Raw genomic sequence first — 18947 nt, 5'->3', positions numbered from 1 at the left:
TATCAATAAAAATAGTTTTGTTATTTATAGGTAAATGTTATACAATATAGAAAAATAATAATCGTTGGGAAATAATTTTTAGATATGATTACTAAAGACAATTTTTAAAGTGGGTGGTGTTAAAAATGACAATAAATTTGTCTCTTCAAGGGTGTATGGCTGTTGGTAAAACAACTGCTGTGAATTATATTAGAGAAAATGCACAATATGTAAATATAAGTTATGAGTTAAATGGTGATGTAATTGATGAAATTAAAAGAAGAAATTTAGATAAAAATAAATTCTCTGACTATATTGAAATTCAAAAATTATGGATAAATAATGAAATAGAACGTTGGGAAAAAGCACAAGAATTCAAATGCTCTCTGATGGATTTTGGAGCAGAGGAAATTGAGTTTTATACATTAAACTATCCCAAATCAATGGGATTTGATTGGGATGTAGAATCTAATCTGAAAAATGAATTATATAGATTACGCCAATGTATGCCTAATAGAATATTGTTTTTAGATGCAAGTGAAGATGTTCTAAGGGCTCGTAAGGAAAGTGATAACTCAAGAAGTAGGAACTTTTTTGAATATTACTTGGAACATTTGTTACCGTTAAAAAAACAATGGTTTTCAAAAAAAGAAAATGTTGACTTTTTGAATGTAGATAATTTAAATTCTGAAGAAGTTGCAATAGCAGTTAAGAATTGGATTGATGAGAGATGTATTTAATAGGAGGAATGTATGAATCAATTTTTTGTGGGAATTGGAGAATATAAAGCTAGAGTCTGTGAGTGGGGAGATAAAAACAATTCTGATATTGTTTGTTTTCATGGTATGGGAAGTACATGTATGAGTTTTATAGAGGTTGCTGAGAATTTGAAAGATAGTTATCATGTTTTATCTGTTGATCTGCCAGGTCATGGGAAATCTGAAAGTTTTGAAAATGATGAAGATTATGAAGCGAGTAATCTGATAAAATGGGTAGATAAAGTGATTGATCAGATTGGAATAGATAGCTTTAACATAGTATCTCATTCTTGGGGAGGGAGTGTAGCTCTTCATTATGCGGCTGAATATCCTGAAAGGGTCAAAAAAATAGTATTAATAGATGGTGGCTATTATGAGCCTAAAGTACAGTATGATTATTTTAAAACATTATATGAAGCTGGAAAACTTGATTATAGGCCAACAGGCTCTTTAGAGGAAGCGATAAAGTTTAATGAAAAAGACTATGAAGAATATATTTTTGATAATCATCAAAGCTTTGTGGAAGAAGAAAAGGCTAATTGTACAAGATGGTCTGAGTTATTGGAAACAGCAGTATATGATTTAATGAGAGAAGAAGATGGGAAGATAAAGTGGCATGCATCAGGAGACACTGCTAGAGGGGTTCTCAAATCACTGAATAATCTTCAAAAGAAAGTGAAGTTCGAAAATATTAAAAGTGATATATTACTTTTGTATGCTGGACTTCCAGAGGAGTATTTAGAGATAAATAGTCAAATGGTGAAAGAGTTTGAAAAAAAGATAAAGGTGAATACGAAATTATATAGAGATGCAACTCATATGATACATTGGGACAAGCCTAATAAAGTCTCAGAAGAAATTGCTAATTGGTTTGAAAGGGGAGTAGGGGACGGTTCATTAATTTAATGAACCGTCTCATCGCTTTTAAATAAGCATAATTTGTAGATATATTTGATTGTTTGGAGGAAAATGTTGTACAATATAGAAAAAACAATAAATTCCATCTAGTGGATTTTGTAGAAAATATAGGGCAAGTACCTGGTCCGCAACCTAAATAATGTAATTTATATATGATATTAAAGAGTCGTACGGCTCTTTTTTCTTCTATTATCTATATAGGTATACGAAGGAAGAAGAGTTATGTAATTGGATATATTAGATTAATGTAAAGATCATAAGGGGGACGAGCTATGAAAGAAATGACTGAAATTACATCAAAGAGACCAGGGGAGGAGGTTAATTTAGAATCTTCTGGACTAGCACAAAAAAAACTATGGAATATAAACTTTTATTTACTACTACAAGGGCAGCTATTTTCAGTTTTTGGAGATAATATTTATGATATAGCACTTCGTGTTTGGATTCTTGCTAAGACCGAGTCTACTGCTATAATGGGAGTTCTAATGGCAGTAACATATATACCGAGAGTAATAATCTCCCCCTTTGCAGGTACGTTTGTTGACAGACATGATAGAAAAAGAGTGCTAATTATTTCTGATATAATTTGTGGGGTGTCTACCATTTTGATTGGTATAGCAGCAATAATAGGTTTTTTAAAAATCTGGATGGTAGTTATAGTAGGAGTTATTGTAGGAAGTTGTAGTTGTTTTTTTTATCCTGCAATTAATTCTATTGTACCTGATATTGTTCCAAAATCTAAGTTAATAAAAGCAAATTCAATATTTTCCTTGATAAATACAGGAGATAACATTATGGGGAATGCTATTGGAGGTTTTTTAGTTCAGATTATCGGGGCACCTATATCATTTTTGGTTAATGGAGTTAGTTTCTTGCTGTCAGCAATTTCACAGTACTTTATTAAAGTACCTCAAATAGAATTCACATCAAATAAGGTGAGTTTCTTACAAGATTTAAGAGATGGATTTAATTTTATAAAAAAATCAAAGGGACTGAAGCAGCTCTATATTATACTCTGCTTTTTTAATTTTTTTGCTTCTATGTCAATGATGCTAACTTTACCATTGTTTAAAGCAAATAATAATCTTGGTATAGGGTTATATGGAGTAGCAATGGCAATAAATGGGGTGGGGATGTTCCTCGGATTTACTATGTTATCTACAATTGAAATAAAAAAAGAAAAAAGATTCCATTTATTTATTATTAGTGGAATTATAACTTCAATTACAATGATAATATACTCATTGACAGTAAATTTTTATTTAATTGCAATACTATTCTTTATAAACGGCTTTGCTGTGGCAATAATTAACTCACTAATCCAGTCTAGCATACAAATTAGTGTGCCTTCAAATATGAGGTCAAAAGCATTCGCATTTAAGAAAACTTTATCCTCTGGATTAATGCCTTTGGGAATGATACTTGCTGGTGTATTGGCTGAAAAAATAGGTATGAATATTGTAATTTTTGTAGATTATATAATTTTCTGTATATTGTTTGTTTATACATATTTCTTATCAAGTGTTAAAAAAATAATTAATGAAATTCCAATTATTTCTTATTAAATAAAACTATTAATTTTTGAAAGTTGGAGGTGTTAAATGGGTTATTAAAGAAAATATTAAGTTGAGGAAAGGGGATTGAAAAATGAAAAAGAAAAATATAGTTATAGGGGCATTGATATGTTTTATTATTTCCATGGTTACAATTCAATATATAAATTATAGAAAAAATATTGAAGTAACTTCTGCTATACCATCTGAAAAATGGAGTAAAGAAAAATCTATTTCAAAAGGGGATGTTAAAAAAAATCCAGGTATTATAACTTTTGAAGATGAGATATATGTAGTACATACTACAGAGAATGGGATTAAGTTGGTTAAAACTAATATGCTTGGAGATGTTATTGATACGAAAAATTATGAGTTTGGTAATTTTGTGGCAGATGTAACATTTACAACAGATAAAGAAAACTTATATATCAGTTGGATAAGTATTAATAATGCAAAAAGAAGTTTTAATATTGGATTTGTGGACAAAGAACTTATGATAAATGATATAAAAGTTATTGAAGGGATAACTGAAAGTATAAAAGTTTCAGACGAAGAGTTACTTGTTTCTTCAGGCGAAAATATTAAGATTGTAGATAATAATCTTAATACGTTATTTGAAACCGAAAAAGGTATCTTTGAAAGTGTTTCAGCTGCTAAAGATAAAGAAAATACTTATATAGTATACTATAGTGACAGTGATAGTTCTTTTAAAACAATAATTCTTAAAGATAACAAAAAAATCATGGAAAAGGAAATTGTAAATGTATATAGGGGTTTTGGATTAATTTTTAAAAATCCTGTGATTAATATTAATGATGAAGAATTGGTTATGACTTACGAAGAGATAACAAAAGGAGAATATAGAAGTACAAAGGGTATATCTTATTCGCTAAATAATAGTAAGTCACAAATCGGAATTGTTCAAATTCAAGGACAACCTGTAAGAGGAATAGTAAGAGGGGATTCTGCTGGAACATTTTTTGGATATATAGAAAGGTATGTGGATAAGAGATTTCTTGAACAAGATATAGTAGAATTTAGAATAAAAGATGGGGAAATTGTAGATTACAATTATGTTTCAAATAGTAGAGAAATAGGGTTCTATTCAGCAAATTATAAAGAGTATGTAGTGTTTTGTGAATATATTGAAAAAAATTCTTATGAGATTAAATTGAGCTCTTCAGAAGAGGTATTTAAAGAGAGTATAAATTTCATTTCCAAAGAAGAAAAAAATGAGGCTTGGAGCATTTTATTGGAAGGAATTGTTTTTTCTTTTGCATATATATTTATGATGGGAATAATTTGGATACTCTTTGCATTGGTCATCATAGGAGTAATATCATTCATATCTTATAATCTTAGTGAAAAGATGAGGAAGATAACCTATATAGGAGCCTTAGTAATAGTGGGTTTATTCCAGTTATATATGATGAAAAATATGATGTATGGTAAGTATGCAGGATTAATGCCAGACTATTTGAGTATAAGTGTAGGGTTAGTGATAACTTTAATTATATATTTCATATCAGGGATATTTAGTTATTTAATATTTAAATGTGATTTAGAATCAATTCCACTAATACCTTTTGGAATTGTATTAGTAATGGAAACATTCTTGGTATTAAGTGTTTTTGTACCATATATTATCTAGATGTAAATTTAAATGAGAAAAACAAGCAGGGGCGGTTCATAAGATGTTATGGACCGTCCCCGCGTTTGGGAGTTAAATAAGCTTAATTTGTAGATATATTTGATTATTTAGAGGAAAATGTTGTACAATATAGAAAAAACAATAAATGCCATCTGGTGGATTTTGTAGAAAATCTATGGTGCGTATCTGGTCCGCAGCCTAAATAACAAATTTATATATGATATTAAAGAGTCATACGGCTCTTTTTCTTTCTATCTATATACATATATATGTATACAAGGGAACAAGAGTTATGTGACTGGATATATTAGATTAATGTAAAGGTTACAAGGGTAGCAATTTTCAGTTTTAATTAATGAAATTTCGATTATTTCTAATAAATTAAAATTATAAAATCTTAAGAATAGGGGGAGGTGTTAAAAGGGTTATAAAAGAAAATATTAAGTTAAGGTGAGGAAAGGGGATATAAAAATGAAAAAGAAAAATATAGTTATAGGGGCATTGATATGTTTTATTATTTCCATGGTATCGATTCAATATATAAATTATAGAAAAAATATTGAAGTAACTTCTGCTATACCATCTGAAAAATGGAGTAAAGACAAATCTATTTCAAAAGGGGATGTTAAAAAAAATCCAAGTATTATAACTTTTGAAGATGAGATATATGTAGTACATACTACAGAGAATGGTATTAAGTTGGTTAAAACTAATATGCTTGGAGATGTTATTGATACGAAAAATTATGAGTTTGGTACTTTTGTGGCAGATGTAACATTTACAACAGATAAAGAAAACTTATATATCAGTTGGATAAGTATTAATAACGAAAAAAGAAGTTTTAATATTGGAGTTGTGGACAAAGAACTTGCTATAAATGATATAAAAGTCATTGAAGGGATAACTGAAAGTATAAAAATTTCAGATGAAGAGTTACTTGTATCTTCAGGTGATAATATTAAGATTATAGATAATAAGCTTAATGTTTTATTTGAAACCGAAAAAGGTATCTTTGAAAGTGTTTCAGTTGCTAAAAATAAAGAAAAGATTTATATAGTATACTATAGCGAAAGTGACAGTGCTTTTAATACAATAATTCTTGAAGACAACAAAAAAATCATGGAAAAGCAAATTCTAAGAGTATCTAAGGGTATTGGATTAAATTTTAATAATCCTGTGATTAATATTAATGATGAAGAATTGGTTTTGACTTATGAAGAGTTATCAAAAGGGGATTATGTACGTACAAAGAGTATATCTTATTCGTTAAATAATAATAAGTCACAAATCGGAGTTGTTGAAATTCAAGGACAAACTGTAAGAGGAATAGTAAGAGGGGATTCTGCTGGAACATTTTTTGGATATATAAATAGGTATGTGGATAAGCGATTTTTTGAACAAGATATAGTGGAATTTACAATAAAAGATGGAGAAATTGTAGATTACAATTATGTTTCAAATAGTAGAGAAATAGGGTTCTATTCAGCAAATTATAAAGAGTATGCAGTGTTCTGTGAATATATTGAAAAAAATTCTTATGAGATTAAATTGGCTTCTTCAGAAGATTTATTTAAAGAGGGTATAAATTTCATTTCCAAAGAAGAGAAAAATGAGGCATGGAGTATTTTATTAGAAGGAATTGTTTTTTCTTTTGCATATATATTTATGATAGGTATAATTTGGATACTCTTTGCGTTGGTTATTATGGGAGTAATATCATTCATATCCTATAATCTTAGTGAAAAGATGAAGAAGATAACATATATAGGAGCCTTAGTAATAGTGGGTCTATTCCAGTTATATATGATGAAAAATATGATGTATGGTAAGTATGTAGGATTAATGCCAGATTATTTGAGTATAGGGGTAGGGTTAGCGATAACTTTAATTATATATTTCATATCAGGGATATTTAGTTATTTATTATTTAAATGTGATTTAGAAGTAATTCCACTAATACCTTTTGAAATTGTATTAGTAATGGAAACATTCTTGGTATTAAGTGTTTTTGTACCATATATAATCTAGATGTAAATTTGAATGAGAAAAACAAGCAGGGGACGGTTCATTAATTTTATGAACCGTCCCCTGCTTGTTTTGTAGAAATGCTCAAGTTTAGTTATGTATTATTTATGAGGTTTTAAGAGAAAGAGAGCTATGTTACTCTTAATATAAAGGAAAACACCCATGGGAAAATTCCCCAGGGGTTATGAAATGGGAGGATTATTTTATGGGTATAACATTAAGAAATTATAAATTATTATCGGATTTTGATCGTGTCAATGAATTGCTGAGACATAACTTTACTAAATACCAACAAAACGGAAATATTGAACAACCATTCTGGGAATATGCACATACACACCCTTGCTTTAATCACAAATTAACACATAGATTTGGTATATGGGAGGAAAATGGTGAAATCATCGCTGTTGCCTGTTATGAAATGGATTTAGGTGAATGTTTGTTGATTACAAAAAATGGGTACGAACATATGAAACCAAGCTTAATTGAATATGCAGAAAAAGAGCTTTCTAAAGAGGTTGAAAATCAAAGGAGTCTTGATATTTGGGTATTTGATTATGAGATCCAGCTAAAAGAAACACTTTTGCAAAAGGGATATAAAAAAGAATATTCTGCGCCAATTACAGTATTTAAATATGAAAATGGATTTCAAGAACGCGAATTACCAGAGGGATTTTCAATTATCTCATTAGAAGATGAAAATGATTTTCGCAAAATAAATGATGTATTATGGAAAGGTTTTGACCATGGGGACGAGCCAGATGACGATTTAGATTGCAGAAGGCTTATGCAAAGTGGACCAAATTTTCGAAAAGACCTTACAACAATTATTAAAGCACCTAATGGTGAATATGCTTGTTTCGCAGGTATGTGGATGGATGGGGTTAATGATTATGCTTATCTTGAACCACTTGCAACTGATCCTCGTTACCGAAGAATGGGGCTTGCAACTATTGCCTTAACTGAAGCTATGAAAAAGACTAAAAAACTAGGTGCAACTTATTGTTTTGGTGGTATTCGTGAGTTCTATCATGATATAGGTTTTGAGACAGTTTGTCATCGTGAAAAATGGTCAAAAACATGGTAAAGAGTATTAATGGAAGTCGAAATGACTTCCATTAATTATGGTTCATTTATTAAGGTTAACCCTTCTGTGCTATAATTGAGTACCACTCCATATCTTCAAACTTCATATCATTAATAATAGCAAAACTATTAATTTGAAAATCATGAAAACCTAAACTCTTTAGAGTTTCAACTATTAATTCTTTTTTTAGAGGATAATATATTTCAGTAAATTCTTCGCGTCTAATAATTCTATTATCCTTTTCAAATGAATAAAGTATGTTAAATGTCATTGTTTCATCAGGGTTATAATCCCATACCTGCATAAGATTTATTCTCTCATCTCCCTTAAAGGCAGGGTTATAATAGTAAAATCTTTGCTTCATATTTAATATTCTGTCCCAATTTCTAGTGTCTATATGGATATAACCATTCTTTTTCACCAGCTTACTCATTTCGCTTAATGTTTTTTTTACATCCATGTTATTGACATGAGCAAGTGAATTACCTGTGCTTAGCACACAATCAAAGGTTTTATGTATTTTGCTGGATAACTCTCTAAAATCACATTGTGTTAAATCTATTTCTAACCCTTTTGAGTTCATCTTCTCTTTTGCAGTATCTAACATATCATTACTGATATCTGAACCTGAAAGCTCATATCCCATTTTTGATAAGACAAAAGATAAGTTACCAGTTCCAAAACTGCAATCAAATATAGTTTTTATCTCTTTTCCATCAAAAATAGTACTATAGTATTTTGACAGTACTTCCTCTATTTTTTCTGAATACGTTATATCATAGATATCTGGTCTACTATAAAAGCTTTTACTCATTTAGAGTTCCCCCCTTGAATCAACAATTATTATGCTTGCAAACTATTTCATGTAGTATACCATTTTATTGAATACATTCCAATACTATGCGTTACTAAGCTGAACTTTGATAAAAAACTACACAAAAAAGTGTGGTTTTTTATTATCCCAATATCCTAATAAAATGTTGCTAATCCTTACTCATAGTGATAAGATATAAGCAAGAATACACAGGTGTATATACACCTCGAAAATATAAAGTAACTTGGAGGATTATATATGGATATTGTTAAGGATATAAACAGGTTAAAAGAAGAAAAGGGAGCAACTATTCTAGCCCATTATTACACTTTACCAGAGATACAGGAGATTGCTGATTATGTAGGGGATTCATATTTTCTGAGTAAGAAAGGGAAAGACGCAGAAGGAAATATTATAGTTTTTTGTGGTGTTAAGTTTATGGCTGAGAGTGCTAAATTACTTTCTCCAGAGAAAAAGGTGCTCTTCCCAAACGAGGGAGCAACATGCGGAATGGCAAGAAGAGTTGATTTAGATAAGGTTAAGGAACTAGTTGAAGAGCATAAAGATGGAGTTCTTGTAAGTTATATAAATTGTTCTACTGAGCTTAAGGGAATTTCATATACTTGTGTAACTTCAGCAAGTGCTGAGAAGATAATAGGTAATATTAAGGAGAAAAAGATACTTTTCGTACCAGATAGGAATCTTGGAGGATATATAAGTGAAAAGTTTCCTGAGAAGGAGTTTATCTTGTGGGATGGATGCTGCTGTATACATGACAATATAAAACCAGAGGATGTTATGGAGAAGAAAGAGAAGTATCCAGAGGCAAAGGTGCTAGTACATCCAGAGTGTAGGAAAGAGGTTAGGGATTTAGCTGACTATATTGGTAGTACAAGCGGGATAATGAACTATGCTACTGAGAGTGAATGTGATGAATTTATAATTGTAACAGATGTGGGAATACTTCATGAACTTAAGGATAGAAACCCAAAGAAGAAATTTCATGCGCTACCTATGGTGTGTGATAATATGAAGATTACTACACTTGAGGATGTGTATACATGCTTAAAGGAAGAGAAGAATGAAATCATAATTCCAGAGGAACTATCTCAAAGAGCTGTGAAATCATTGGAGAAGATGCATTTTTTAGCTGAGTAAGAGATTAGTGAAGTAATAATTTTTCAGGAGGCGTATTTTTAGTGAATACAGATGTATTGATAGTTGGAGCAGGAATAGCAGGATTATATACTGCACTGAATATAGAGGAGAATACTCAGGTGCTCATTGTAACAAAAGGAGAGGTTAATTGTTGCAACTCATATCTTGCGCAAGGAGGAATCTCTGTAATAAGAGATGAGGAGGACTTTGATAGATTTCTGGTGGATACATGTAGAGCAGGAGGGAATGAAAATTCAATAAATGCGGTGAATTTACTTGTACAAGAATCAAGGGAAAATATTAATAGGCTTATTGAATTAGGGGTAGAGTTTGATAAAACAGGGGATGAGTTCGATTATACAAGAGAGGGTGCTCATAGAATAAATAGGATACTCCATTGTGAAGATAGAACTGGAGCAGTTGTTCATGATGTTCTTATCAAGAGATGCATAGAGAGAGAAAATATCAAGATTATTGAGAATTGTCTTATGGAGGACCTCATAATTGAAGATGGAGAATGTTTGGGAATTCAGATAAATCTTAATGATAAAGAGGATGATATTTTTGCAAAGACTGTAGTCATGGCAACTGGTGGTGTAGGTGGAATATTTAAATCTACAACTAACAGAGATGTAACTAAAGGAGAAGGTATGGAAATTGCCTTAAGTCATGGGATAGTCATGAGAGATATGGATAAGATACAGTTCCATCCCACTGCATTATATGAGAAGGGGAAGAAGCAAAGATTTCTTATCTCTGAATCTGTAAGAGGAGAAGGTGGAATTCTCCTAAACCATAGGGGTGAGCGATTTGTGGATGAATTGAAACCTAGAGATGTGGTGGCTAAATCGATTCATAAAGAACTGAAGGAGAGCGGAGAGGAACATGTTTTTCTTGAGATGAGACATCTAGGAAAAACATTTATAACTCGTAGATTTCCATCAATTTATAAAGAGTGTTTAAAAAGAGGAATAGATATTACAAAGGAACTGATACCTGTTCTACCAGCCCAACATTATATTATGGGCGGTATAAATGTGGATATGAATTCTAGAAGTTCATTGGAAAATCTGTATGCTGTGGGAGAAGTGAGTTGCACGGGGGTTCATGGTAATAATAGATTGGCAAGTAATTCTCTTCTTGAATCCTTGGTATTCTCAAAAAGAGCGGCAGTGGATATAAATAATGAATTGGGGAAAGTTTGTATTAAAGAGAAATATGATATTTCAGAGCATATAGAAAGAATGAAAGTAATGATTAAAAATGAGCATATAACCGAAGGGCTTCTTAGAGAGAAAATTCTAAGTTTGAGAGGGGATTTAAAAGATGAACTATGTGATTATTGATGATTTAATTCAGAGCGCTTTAGTGGAGGATTTATATTATGGAGATATAACAACAGAATCCCTCATAGAAGAAGATAGTACATGCACTGTTGACTTAATAGCAAAAGAAAAGGGAATACTTGCGGGAAGGGATGTATTTAATGCAGTCTTCAAGAAGCTTGGAGAAGTTGAGATTAATTGGACAAAAAAAGATGGTGATCACCTTGAAAATGGACAGGTGATAGCAAAGATAAATGGTAACACAAGAAATATATTGACTGGTGAGAGAATAGCATTGAATCTATTACAGAGGATGAGTGGAATAGCTACAATCACAAATTCTATGGTGAGATTAACAGAGGGTACTAGTACTAGAATAGTATGTACTAGAAAAACAACCCCTACATTTAGAATATTAGAGAAATATGCAGTCAAAGCAGGGGGAGGAGTTAATCATAGATTCTCTCTTAGTGATTCCTTTATGATAAAGGATAATCATATAAAAGCCTGTGCTGGAATAAAAGAAGCAGTAAAAAAAGCCAAGGAGAGTTATCCATATCTTAGAGCTATAGAGGTTGAGGTTGAATCGTTGGAAGAGGTTAAGGAAGCGCTAGATACTGAAGCGAATGTGATAATGCTGGATAATATGACAACTGAAGATATGACAGAGGCTGTAAATCTTATTAATGGAGAAAAAATTACTGAGGCATCAGGAAATATGACAATTGATAGAATTAAAGAGGTAGCAAGCACAGGGGTTGACTTCATATCTTGTGGAGCCTTAACTCATTCTGTGAAAGCTTTAGATGTGAGTATGAAAAATTTGAGAATAATAGAATAGGTGAAAAAGAAGAGGGAGTAAATAGAAAAGCGAATGGAGAATGGGAAAGGGATAATGTCATTCATTTCCCATGTCCCATTTATTTTTAACTGCACGCACAGCGTGCTTTTCTTAATTATGAAGGAAGTTTGAGTGCTCTTGGTAAACATTATTTAGCCGTATTCCTATAGTAGACTCATCATTATCATCATAATAATATTTAATCTCTTTTATTCCTGGGCCCATTTTGTAAAGAGTTTGTATTTTTTTTACATGATATGAAGGGTCTAATATTTTTGTTTCAGTAAGAATAGTGTTTTCTAAAACTTTTATTATAGTTGTTTGTCCCTTCATATTATCATACCATTCATGTGACCAAGTATTGCCGTATTCTATAGGTCCTTTCAATAAAGGTATGGTTACATCATTGTGTGTGAGATCTAAACTGTTTTCTGTTATTGTATATTTCTTAGTATATGATCTATCTTCTAAAACATCATCAGAGTGTGGATCAATCTTTCCATTAACTATAATAATTTTTTTATCAGATTCATTCTCAATAGATACAATTTTCTCAATACATCCATAATCCAAAGAACCAAGGTAACGCCAAGTGAATCCTTTTTTATAAGGCATTAAATTATTTAAGTCAAAGCTTAATTCTTCTCCTGTGTCAATTACAATAAGAAGAGTTGTATATATTCTATTCCCAACTGCATCAAGTGCAGTACTAAGATCAATTTTTGAATCAATCCGTTCTTTGACAGCTCCAAATGAGATTTTCAATTCTTTATCCGATACCCAAGTGTATTCAGGGTTAAACTCATGGTATGTAGAATTAACATTTTCTAAAACACTATCTGTATTTACTGCTTCATTGAATATTAATGAAAAGGAAAAACTCATGTTTTTCTTAACATTGGTGAAGTAATTATTGAAGGTTTTATCCTTAGAAAAAGGAAAATTTTTATTATCAGAAACTACTTTCACAGATAAATGAGGAATAGCTTCTAGTTTTATAATTGTATCCTCAGCTAATCTGTTTCCTGAATTAGATGACATATCTTTCGGTAATATAATATCGATTTCCCTCTGTTCAGTATCATCTTCAGGAAGTGTAATACCAATAGTAAGAATCGTACGCTCCTTTAACCAAGTTTTTAAGTTTATATTTGGATTAGCAATTTTTATTATTTCTTCATAATTAGTGTTGAATATTTCTTCAGAGAATTTAATATTTGCAAAGACTCTTTCACCGTAAAATGTTGTTCTTTGCCCAGTGTATTCCGCATCTAGTGGTTTGTCATAATCATATCTTCCAGTGAAATTTACTAAATTTTCAAGAGTAATAGTTTCAATTTTTAAAGTAGTATTATTTGATACCTGAGATATAGCATGAAGTTGCTCTTCTGATGAGTAATCTGGGATTGATGTGCTCTCTGATGAAACTTCATTTGTTGATATTTCTTCCACAATTTCAGGGCAAGGAATTCTCGATACATGGTTAATTTTAGTTATATTTGAGTTGAAGTTAGATTGGTTAGCTTTTATAGTGATCTTCCAATGACAGCATATTATGGAGAGCATGAAGATCAATAATATGATAATTACTTTTTTCATGTTTTTTTATTACTCCTTTATATATGAAAATACTATATATACTAATTATATTTCTCTTCTGATGTAGTAACACTCATTTGAAAAGTTTTTCTAAAATAATCGGTGAACAATAAAAAAAGGGAATTTAAGAAAAATAGCATTCCTGTAGTTTCGAAAATCTCCTCGATGAACTGTTCAACTCGCAAGAATTCTATACTCATTTCATGAACATTTAGTGAGTCCATTAGGATTGCTGTAACGGCAAAAAATATACCAATAATAAAAAATATAAGAGCAGTTTTTCTCTCTCTAAATAGTTTCAAGATTTTAGGTAACATTAAAAGTCCAATTACCATAAATACTAGAAGTATGAAATCACCAGCGGATGTCCAAAAGAAGAGTGGTATTTTTATTCCTTTAGGTGCTAAAAAACCATCTCTGATTCTTTCATGTAAAGCAAATCTCTCATCAAGAGTAAGGAAGGCAAATCCAAGTACAAGAATAATCCAAAGTATAGATTTAGATTTTTCTTCTCTTAAAATGGAAAATAGTAAACAACCACCACATAACATAAAACATGACCATAAAAGCATAGATTCAAACCAGGTCATTGGTGATCGTTCCAGTATTACATATTCCCACCAATTAGGCCATTTTCCAATAACCAATAATGAAATAAAAGAAATTGATATTATTATATTTAAGATGATAATAAATTTTTCGAGTTTTTTTAACTTATTCATTGATTAGCACCCTCTCGTTAAATAGATTGCGATTTATCCCTTTAGCTAAAGCTACGATATTATTTGTCCATTCTTCGGTTCCTCTTTCAATTGCTTCAGTAGAATACCATGCAGTATGTCCAGTTTGGTAGACTCGTCCGTAATCAGCTAAGTGTTCATCTGCTAAAGGAGCAACTTCATCATCAACAGTATAGCCACTTAGATGCTTGGTGTTTAAGGATTCCAAGATAGCCTCGTTATCAACTAAATCCGCTCTTGCAGTGTTTATTATGTAGCAACCTTTTTTTATGAGCGAAAGTTCATTATATGATATTATTGGAGGAGCATTTCGTACTTTAGAACAAGTTACAGCAATCACATCTGATGTTGAGAGTAGAGAAGAGTATGATTCATATTCAGCAATATCTGAAGGTGTTTTTATTGGGTCGTAGTATGTTATATTCATTCCAAAAGCATTTGATAATTTAGCTACCTCTTGACCAATTCGACCAAACCCTACTATACCTAGTTTCTTACCTTTAAGATCCCATCCCCTTAAGGAGATGCTTTGAGGAATGGTATTTTTAATCTTATCAGAACTCAAATGTATTCTTCTACCCATTAAAAGCATACAAGCTAGAGTATGTTCAGCAACAGGCGTAGTGGCATAATGAGGTAGATAGCTCAATTTTATTCCTTTTTTATTTAGATGATCAACGTCAATCCATTCGCAGCCAGTTGTATAAACAGCAAGACTCTCTAATTTAGGTAAAGAATCAATTAGCTCAGAATCAATATCTTTTAATGGACGTCTTGTAATAGCTAAAATTTCAGCATCTCTTGCCATTTCAATAAACTCGCTTCTAGTTGCAGAACCAGCTTGTGTTTTGAATTCTACATCCATTACTGTACGTAGCTTGTCCACTTGTTCTTTAGAAAAACTTTTTTCGCCTTGGGCAGATATTATTACCCCTTTCTTTTTCCGTGTACCATCATATTCAGTGATATTTTTATATTCAATTTCTTTGTAGTTTAAGTTGTTCTCTGTGTTAATATTAAATCGCCTCACTTCTTTAGAGTATATTTTAATTGTTATAAGATTGGAATGTATCCTAATAATATATTACCTATAAGCTTTAGTTAGTAGGTAACAAAAAGGTAACATAAATCTAAAGATAAAAAACACTACTTTAAAGTGAAAATTATACAAATTTAGTATTATATAATAATTTTACTGTATTATTATGGCTCAGTCAATATGCGGAGATTTAGTTGGTAAAAGAGACAAGAATTCATGATTTATTGATAATTATTTAAGAGAAGATATAATTGAATTATTAATTGATTTAAATATATACGCAAATTTAATGCGTTTTTTAGTTGTATTCGATAATTATGTAAAAAAATGATGATTTCTTAATAATAATATAGTAAAATAAATATATGCTAAGTAAAGAATAAATTTCAATTAATTGAAATGAATTAAAAAAATAATAAAATGTAGATGAATTATTGAATATAGAGTAATTACAATAGCCTTTAAAGAAGTCAATGTTTTAAGAAAAAATTTTTGTTAAATTGATTTATAGAGTTTTTATGGAGTGGTTTATTAATGAACTTGAAGCTCTATATAAAGGCGAGAAGAGGGTGGGTTTATGGTATCTGAAAAACTTTTAAATGAATTTCAAGCTGGAGAAAATACATTTTTATTCAGTATAAAAACACGGTTAGTGTGGAGACACGAGCAGTTTATTGTGTTATTAAAAACAATGCTTAAGTATTGTGAAGAGAAGTGTAAGGAAAAGGAATCCAATAAGGTGGAAGAATCTGATAATGTAGATGAAGATGACAAGCTATACGAATCCCCTAAAATAATGTCTAAAGGATTTTGGTATATCTCTTGGTTCATAAAAGAATGGACGAACCATCCGAATTTTAGGAGAATTAATCCTAAACCTGAACAATACTACAATGTTGCATACGAACTGATACATGCAATTTCAATATGGTACTTCTTAGAAGAATGTCCATATATGGATTGTAAAGATTTTTATAAGGAACTTAAAGTGTTAGAAAAATATAAATATTAGCTATTGGAAAATTCTTTTCACGAGCAATCTAGTAAATAAGGGTCACGCATTATGTGTGGCTCTTCAGGCTGTTCAAAAAAATTAAACACGGCGTCGATAAGGCTCTCTGTGCTACTCACGTGCCTAATTTCTTGAGTTTTCAAATGATGCATAATTATTCCGAGCATAGAAAATTATATTATATATAGGTATAATTAATAAAGGGGAAATGACGGTAAATCTATATATCATATAAGATTTAAATAAAGGAGTAAGGAGTGAGGGAAATTAATAATCTAAGTAAAGTTGTCAACATAGGAAAATCACTTGAGGAAAAGTTAAATAAAGTTGGTATAAACTCATATGAAGAACTAAAATATTTAGGAACCAATGAGGTGATAATAAGATTAAAGAATGAAGGGTTAGAGCCATGCCTTAATATGTCATATGCAATAGAGGGTGCTATTAAAGGCGTAAGGTGGCATGGGTTGAGTGAAGGTGAAAAGAAAAGGGTTAGGGAAATATTTGAGAGGGTTAGCCAATAAAGATTAAAGATTATAGAAGGAAAAAGGTTGTGACGGAAAATGATATATACATTGACATTAAATCCATCAATAGATTATGTAGTTCAAGTTGTTGACTTTAAACAAGGAGAAATAAATAGAGTAAAAAAAGATTATAAATATCCTGGTGGAAAAGGAATTAATGTATCAAGAGTTCTGAATAATCTTGATATAAAAACTAAAACTTTAGGATTCATCGGAGGATTCACAGGAGAGTACATCAAAAATTTTTTAGAAAATGAGGGTGTAGATACAGACTTTATAGCTACAGGTGGAGATTCAAGAATCAATGTAAAGCTTAAATCTAATAAAGAAACAGAAATAAATGGAGCGGGCCCTAATATAACCGAAGATGACTTGGAAAAATTATTTCATAAGCTAGAGCAATTAACATCAAATGACTATCTTGTTCTTGCAGGTAATATTCAAAAAAATTTACCTAGAGATATATATGCACAGATACAGAAAAGGTATATTAACAATGATGTAAAAGTAGTAGTTGATACCACAGGTGTTGGGTTAACATCTACTTTAGTACATAAACCTTTTTTAATTAAACCGAATAATCATGAATTAAGTGAAATATTTGATGTTGATATAAACACAACAGAAGAAGTTATACATTATGGAAAGAAACTTCTTGAAATGGGAGCTGAAAATGTAATAGTTTCTATGGCTTCAGAAGGCGCACTACTAATATGTAATGAAGGTGTATATCATGGGTCTGCACCAAAAGGGAAAGTGAAAAACTCAGTTGGAGCAGGGGACTCCCTTATTGCGGGATTCTTAGCTAGTTATTCTAAAAATCCAGATATTATCGAAGCCTTTAGATGGGGAGTTGCATGTGGCAGCTCTACAGCTTTTTCTTTTGATCTTTGTAAAAAGGAAGAGGTTGAACGCCTATTACATGAAGTTAAATTAATAAAGAGTGAAGACAATATATTATAACTTTGTCAACAATTTCAGGAGGGGATTTCCCCTCCTGATAAGTAACTCCTATTATTCCTGCAATACTCTTTTATTCTTTAAATCCTTGATTTTGGTGCCAATCTTGTAAACTCCTATTCCAAGTAGAATATAAACAATTATAGATGGCAGAGCGGACACCATATTTTTTACTTCAATATGTTGAGCTGCAATATCTTTTATACAAGTAATCACATCTTCTATACCAACATAGATTTGTAAACATAAAAAGAAAGAAATTACCCTTAAAATCTTCATTAAATGTGCAATTTTCGAATCAATATTACTAAACAGTTCAAATTCTCCATCTGATGTTTTCTTTCTCAAATAAACCCATCTTAATACATTACCAATATATTCAACTCCTGTATCTTCTAAGAATTCAATATATTCCTTACTTTCATCTGATGTAACATAATTATCCAGCATTTCTAATTTGTATTGATAATCTCCTGGGTTGCATTCTTCAAATGTATATGTGCATCCTTTTACTTTACAGAGTTTCATTCCATTTTTGGACATAGTATTAAGCCAGTTCTCTTCTTTTTCAAAATCCCATGCCATAAAAAATTTACGAATTACTTTACTCATGACAACTCCCTCCTATAATTTTTTCACCGTTAAGTAATAATTCTTTTAGTCTTGAAATTTCAATCTTAACAGCTTCCTTGCCAGTATCAGTTATAACATATTCTTTTTTTCTGCTTGATTTTTCTTCTTTAAGAGCTTCTATCCAGTTTTTATCCAACAAGGTGCTAATTGCTCCGTATAGTGTACCGGGTGCAAGTTTTACTCTACCATTACTTAGTTGTTCAATATTTTGCATAATACCATATCCATGAAGCGGTTCATATAAAGATAATAAAATATAATATACCGCTTCCGTTAACACAATGTTTTCATTTGATTTACCCATACTAGATCACCTACAATATTATTG

The 18947-nt window shown here is 30.8% G+C and carries 18 protein-coding genes; 12 read left to right on the top strand and 6 right to left on the bottom strand.

Translation table 11 applies throughout. From position 1 onward, the window contains the following. The first annotated feature begins 125 nt into the window (after nucleotides 1–125). The 6 genes from KDK92_RS04530 to KDK92_RS04505 all read left to right on the top strand — a co-directional run bounded on the left by KDK92_RS04530 (nucleotide 126) and on the right by KDK92_RS04505 (nucleotide 7971). The gene (locus tag KDK92_RS04530; RefSeq protein WP_250857867.1) at nucleotides 126–719 is read left to right on the top strand and encodes an ATP-binding protein; all 594 of its coding nucleotides are present in this window, start codon (nucleotides 126–128) and stop codon (nucleotides 717–719) included. Nucleotides 720–731: 12 nt separating this feature from the next. Beyond that, the gene (locus KDK92_RS04525) at nucleotides 732–1643 is read left to right on the top strand and encodes an alpha/beta hydrolase (protein WP_250857866.1); all 912 of its coding nucleotides are present in this window, start codon (nucleotides 732–734) and stop codon (nucleotides 1641–1643) included. Nucleotides 1644–1927: 284 nt separating this feature from the next. Next, on the top strand, nucleotides 1928–3220 hold the full coding sequence (locus tag KDK92_RS04520; protein WP_250857865.1) for an MFS transporter: 1293 nt from the start codon (nucleotides 1928–1930) through the stop codon (nucleotides 3218–3220). Between the two features lie 82 nt (nucleotides 3221–3302). Continuing rightward, on the top strand, nucleotides 3303–4859 hold the full coding sequence (locus KDK92_RS04515; RefSeq protein ID WP_250857864.1) for a hypothetical protein: 1557 nt from the start codon (nucleotides 3303–3305) through the stop codon (nucleotides 4857–4859). Nucleotides 4860–5330: 471 nt separating this feature from the next. Beyond that, nucleotides 5331–6887 (top strand): hypothetical protein, encoded by a 1557-nt coding sequence (locus KDK92_RS04510; protein WP_250857863.1) that lies wholly within the window; start codon nucleotides 5331–5333, stop codon nucleotides 6885–6887. Nucleotides 6888–7089: 202 nt separating this feature from the next. Then, nucleotides 7090–7971 carry a GNAT family N-acetyltransferase gene (locus tag KDK92_RS04505; RefSeq protein ID WP_250857862.1) on the top strand — a complete coding sequence of 294 codons (882 nt, stop codon included), beginning with the start codon at nucleotides 7090–7092 and terminating at the stop codon, nucleotides 7969–7971. Between the two features lie 55 nt (nucleotides 7972–8026). On the opposite strand, the gene KDK92_RS04500 is transcribed toward KDK92_RS04505, so the two are convergent. Next, on the bottom strand, nucleotides 8027–8785 hold the full coding sequence (locus tag KDK92_RS04500) for a class I SAM-dependent methyltransferase (protein WP_250857861.1): 759 nt from the start codon (nucleotides 8783–8785) through the stop codon (nucleotides 8027–8029). A 258-nt stretch (nucleotides 8786–9043) separates the two neighbouring features. Between KDK92_RS04500 and nadA the strand changes: the two genes are divergently transcribed. The 3 genes from nadA to nadC are packed head-to-tail and all read left to right on the top strand — an operon-like array spanning nucleotide 9044 to nucleotide 12109. Continuing rightward, nucleotides 9044–9943: a quinolinate synthase NadA gene (nadA, locus tag KDK92_RS04495; protein ID WP_250857860.1), complete on the top strand. Its 900-nt coding sequence runs from the start codon at nucleotides 9044–9046 to the stop codon at nucleotides 9941–9943. 41 nt (nucleotides 9944–9984) lie between these two features. Next, nucleotides 9985–11289 carry an L-aspartate oxidase gene (locus KDK92_RS04490; protein WP_250857859.1) on the top strand — a complete coding sequence of 435 codons (1305 nt, stop codon included), beginning with the start codon at nucleotides 9985–9987 and terminating at the stop codon, nucleotides 11287–11289. Further along, a complete protein-coding gene (nadC, locus tag KDK92_RS04485; protein WP_250857858.1) occupies nucleotides 11270–12109 on the top strand; it encodes a carboxylating nicotinate-nucleotide diphosphorylase in 840 nt (279 codons plus the stop codon). The genes KDK92_RS04490 and nadC overlap by 20 nt, the downstream gene beginning before the upstream one ends. 111 nt (nucleotides 12110–12220) lie before the next feature. Here the strand turns inward: nadC and KDK92_RS04480 are convergent, their stop codons facing one another. From KDK92_RS04480 to KDK92_RS04470, 3 genes are read right to left on the bottom strand one after another with little or no spacing between them, the layout of a single operon-like run. Beyond that, nucleotides 12221–13708 (bottom strand): hypothetical protein, encoded by a 1488-nt coding sequence (locus tag KDK92_RS04480; protein ID WP_250857857.1) that lies wholly within the window; start codon nucleotides 13706–13708, stop codon nucleotides 12221–12223. A 41-nt stretch (nucleotides 13709–13749) separates the two neighbouring features. Continuing rightward, nucleotides 13750–14430 (bottom strand): hypothetical protein, encoded by a 681-nt coding sequence (locus tag KDK92_RS04475; RefSeq protein WP_250857856.1) that lies wholly within the window; start codon nucleotides 14428–14430, stop codon nucleotides 13750–13752. Continuing rightward, entirely contained in the window at nucleotides 14423–15478 is a 1056-nt protein-coding gene (locus tag KDK92_RS04470; protein ID WP_250857855.1) for a D-isomer specific 2-hydroxyacid dehydrogenase family protein, read from the bottom strand. The genes KDK92_RS04475 and KDK92_RS04470 overlap by 8 nt, the downstream gene beginning before the upstream one ends. A gap of 586 nt (nucleotides 15479–16064) precedes the next feature. On the opposite strand from KDK92_RS04470, the gene KDK92_RS04465 reads away from it, so the two are divergent. The 3 genes from KDK92_RS04465 (at nucleotide 16065) to pfkB (ending at nucleotide 17989) form a co-directional block, all read left to right on the top strand. After that, nucleotides 16065–16499, top strand: a complete 435-nt coding sequence (locus KDK92_RS04465) for a hypothetical protein (protein WP_250857854.1) — start codon at nucleotides 16065–16067, stop codon at nucleotides 16497–16499. 257 nt (nucleotides 16500–16756) lie between these two features. After that, nucleotides 16757–17023: a TfoX/Sxy family DNA transformation protein gene (locus tag KDK92_RS04460; RefSeq protein WP_250857853.1), complete on the top strand. Its 267-nt coding sequence runs from the start codon at nucleotides 16757–16759 to the stop codon at nucleotides 17021–17023. Between the two features lie 39 nt (nucleotides 17024–17062). Next, nucleotides 17063–17989, top strand: a complete 927-nt coding sequence (pfkB, locus tag KDK92_RS04455; RefSeq protein ID WP_250857852.1) for a 1-phosphofructokinase — start codon at nucleotides 17063–17065, stop codon at nucleotides 17987–17989. 51 nt (nucleotides 17990–18040) lie between these two features. Here pfkB and KDK92_RS04450 read toward each other — a convergent pair whose 3' ends face one another. Then, on the bottom strand, nucleotides 18041–18598 hold the full coding sequence (locus KDK92_RS04450) for a DUF2812 domain-containing protein (protein ID WP_250857851.1): 558 nt from the start codon (nucleotides 18596–18598) through the stop codon (nucleotides 18041–18043). Further along, on the bottom strand, nucleotides 18591–18923 hold the full coding sequence (locus KDK92_RS04445; protein ID WP_250857850.1) for a PadR family transcriptional regulator: 333 nt from the start codon (nucleotides 18921–18923) through the stop codon (nucleotides 18591–18593). Before KDK92_RS04445 ends, KDK92_RS04450 begins: the two co-directional genes overlap by 8 nt. Nucleotides 18924–18947: the final 24 nt, after the last annotated feature.

The organism is Oceanirhabdus seepicola (assembly GCF_023684385.1).
Classification (GTDB): domain Bacteria; phylum Bacillota; class Clostridia; order Clostridiales; family Clostridiaceae; genus Oceanirhabdus; species Oceanirhabdus seepicola.
This window is presented reverse-complemented; position numbering and strand designations above follow the sequence as displayed.

Coding starts and splice junctions, on each gene's coding strand:
- nadA (WP_250857860.1), top strand. CDS start 9,044: ATGGATATTGTTAAGGATATAAACAGGTTAAAAGAAGAAAAGGGAGCA.
- nadC (WP_250857858.1), top strand. CDS start 11,270: ATGAACTATGTGATTATTGATGATTTAATTCAGAGCGCTTTAGTGGAG.
- pfkB (WP_250857852.1), top strand. CDS start 17,063: ATGATATATACATTGACATTAAATCCATCAATAGATTATGTAGTTCAA.
- KDK92_RS04500 (WP_250857861.1), bottom strand. CDS start 8,785: ATGAGTAAAAGCTTTTATAGTAGACCAGATATCTATGATATAACGTAT.
- KDK92_RS04480 (WP_250857857.1), bottom strand. CDS start 13,708: ATGAAAAAAGTAATTATCATATTATTGATCTTCATGCTCTCCATAATA.
- KDK92_RS04505 (WP_250857862.1), top strand. CDS start 7,090: ATGGGTATAACATTAAGAAATTATAAATTATTATCGGATTTTGATCGT.
- KDK92_RS04515 (WP_250857864.1), top strand. CDS start 3,303: ATGAAAAAGAAAAATATAGTTATAGGGGCATTGATATGTTTTATTATT.
- KDK92_RS04475 (WP_250857856.1), bottom strand. CDS start 14,430: ATGAATAAGTTAAAAAAACTCGAAAAATTTATTATCATCTTAAATATA.
- KDK92_RS04510 (WP_250857863.1), top strand. CDS start 5,331: ATGAAAAAGAAAAATATAGTTATAGGGGCATTGATATGTTTTATTATT.
- KDK92_RS04465 (WP_250857854.1), top strand. CDS start 16,065: ATGGTATCTGAAAAACTTTTAAATGAATTTCAAGCTGGAGAAAATACA.
- KDK92_RS04520 (WP_250857865.1), top strand. CDS start 1,928: ATGAAAGAAATGACTGAAATTACATCAAAGAGACCAGGGGAGGAGGTT.
- KDK92_RS04445 (WP_250857850.1), bottom strand. CDS start 18,923: ATGGGTAAATCAAATGAAAACATTGTGTTAACGGAAGCGGTATATTAT.
- KDK92_RS04530 (WP_250857867.1), top strand. CDS start 126: ATGACAATAAATTTGTCTCTTCAAGGGTGTATGGCTGTTGGTAAAACA.
- KDK92_RS04525 (WP_250857866.1), top strand. CDS start 732: ATGAATCAATTTTTTGTGGGAATTGGAGAATATAAAGCTAGAGTCTGT.
- KDK92_RS04450 (WP_250857851.1), bottom strand. CDS start 18,598: ATGAGTAAAGTAATTCGTAAATTTTTTATGGCATGGGATTTTGAAAAA.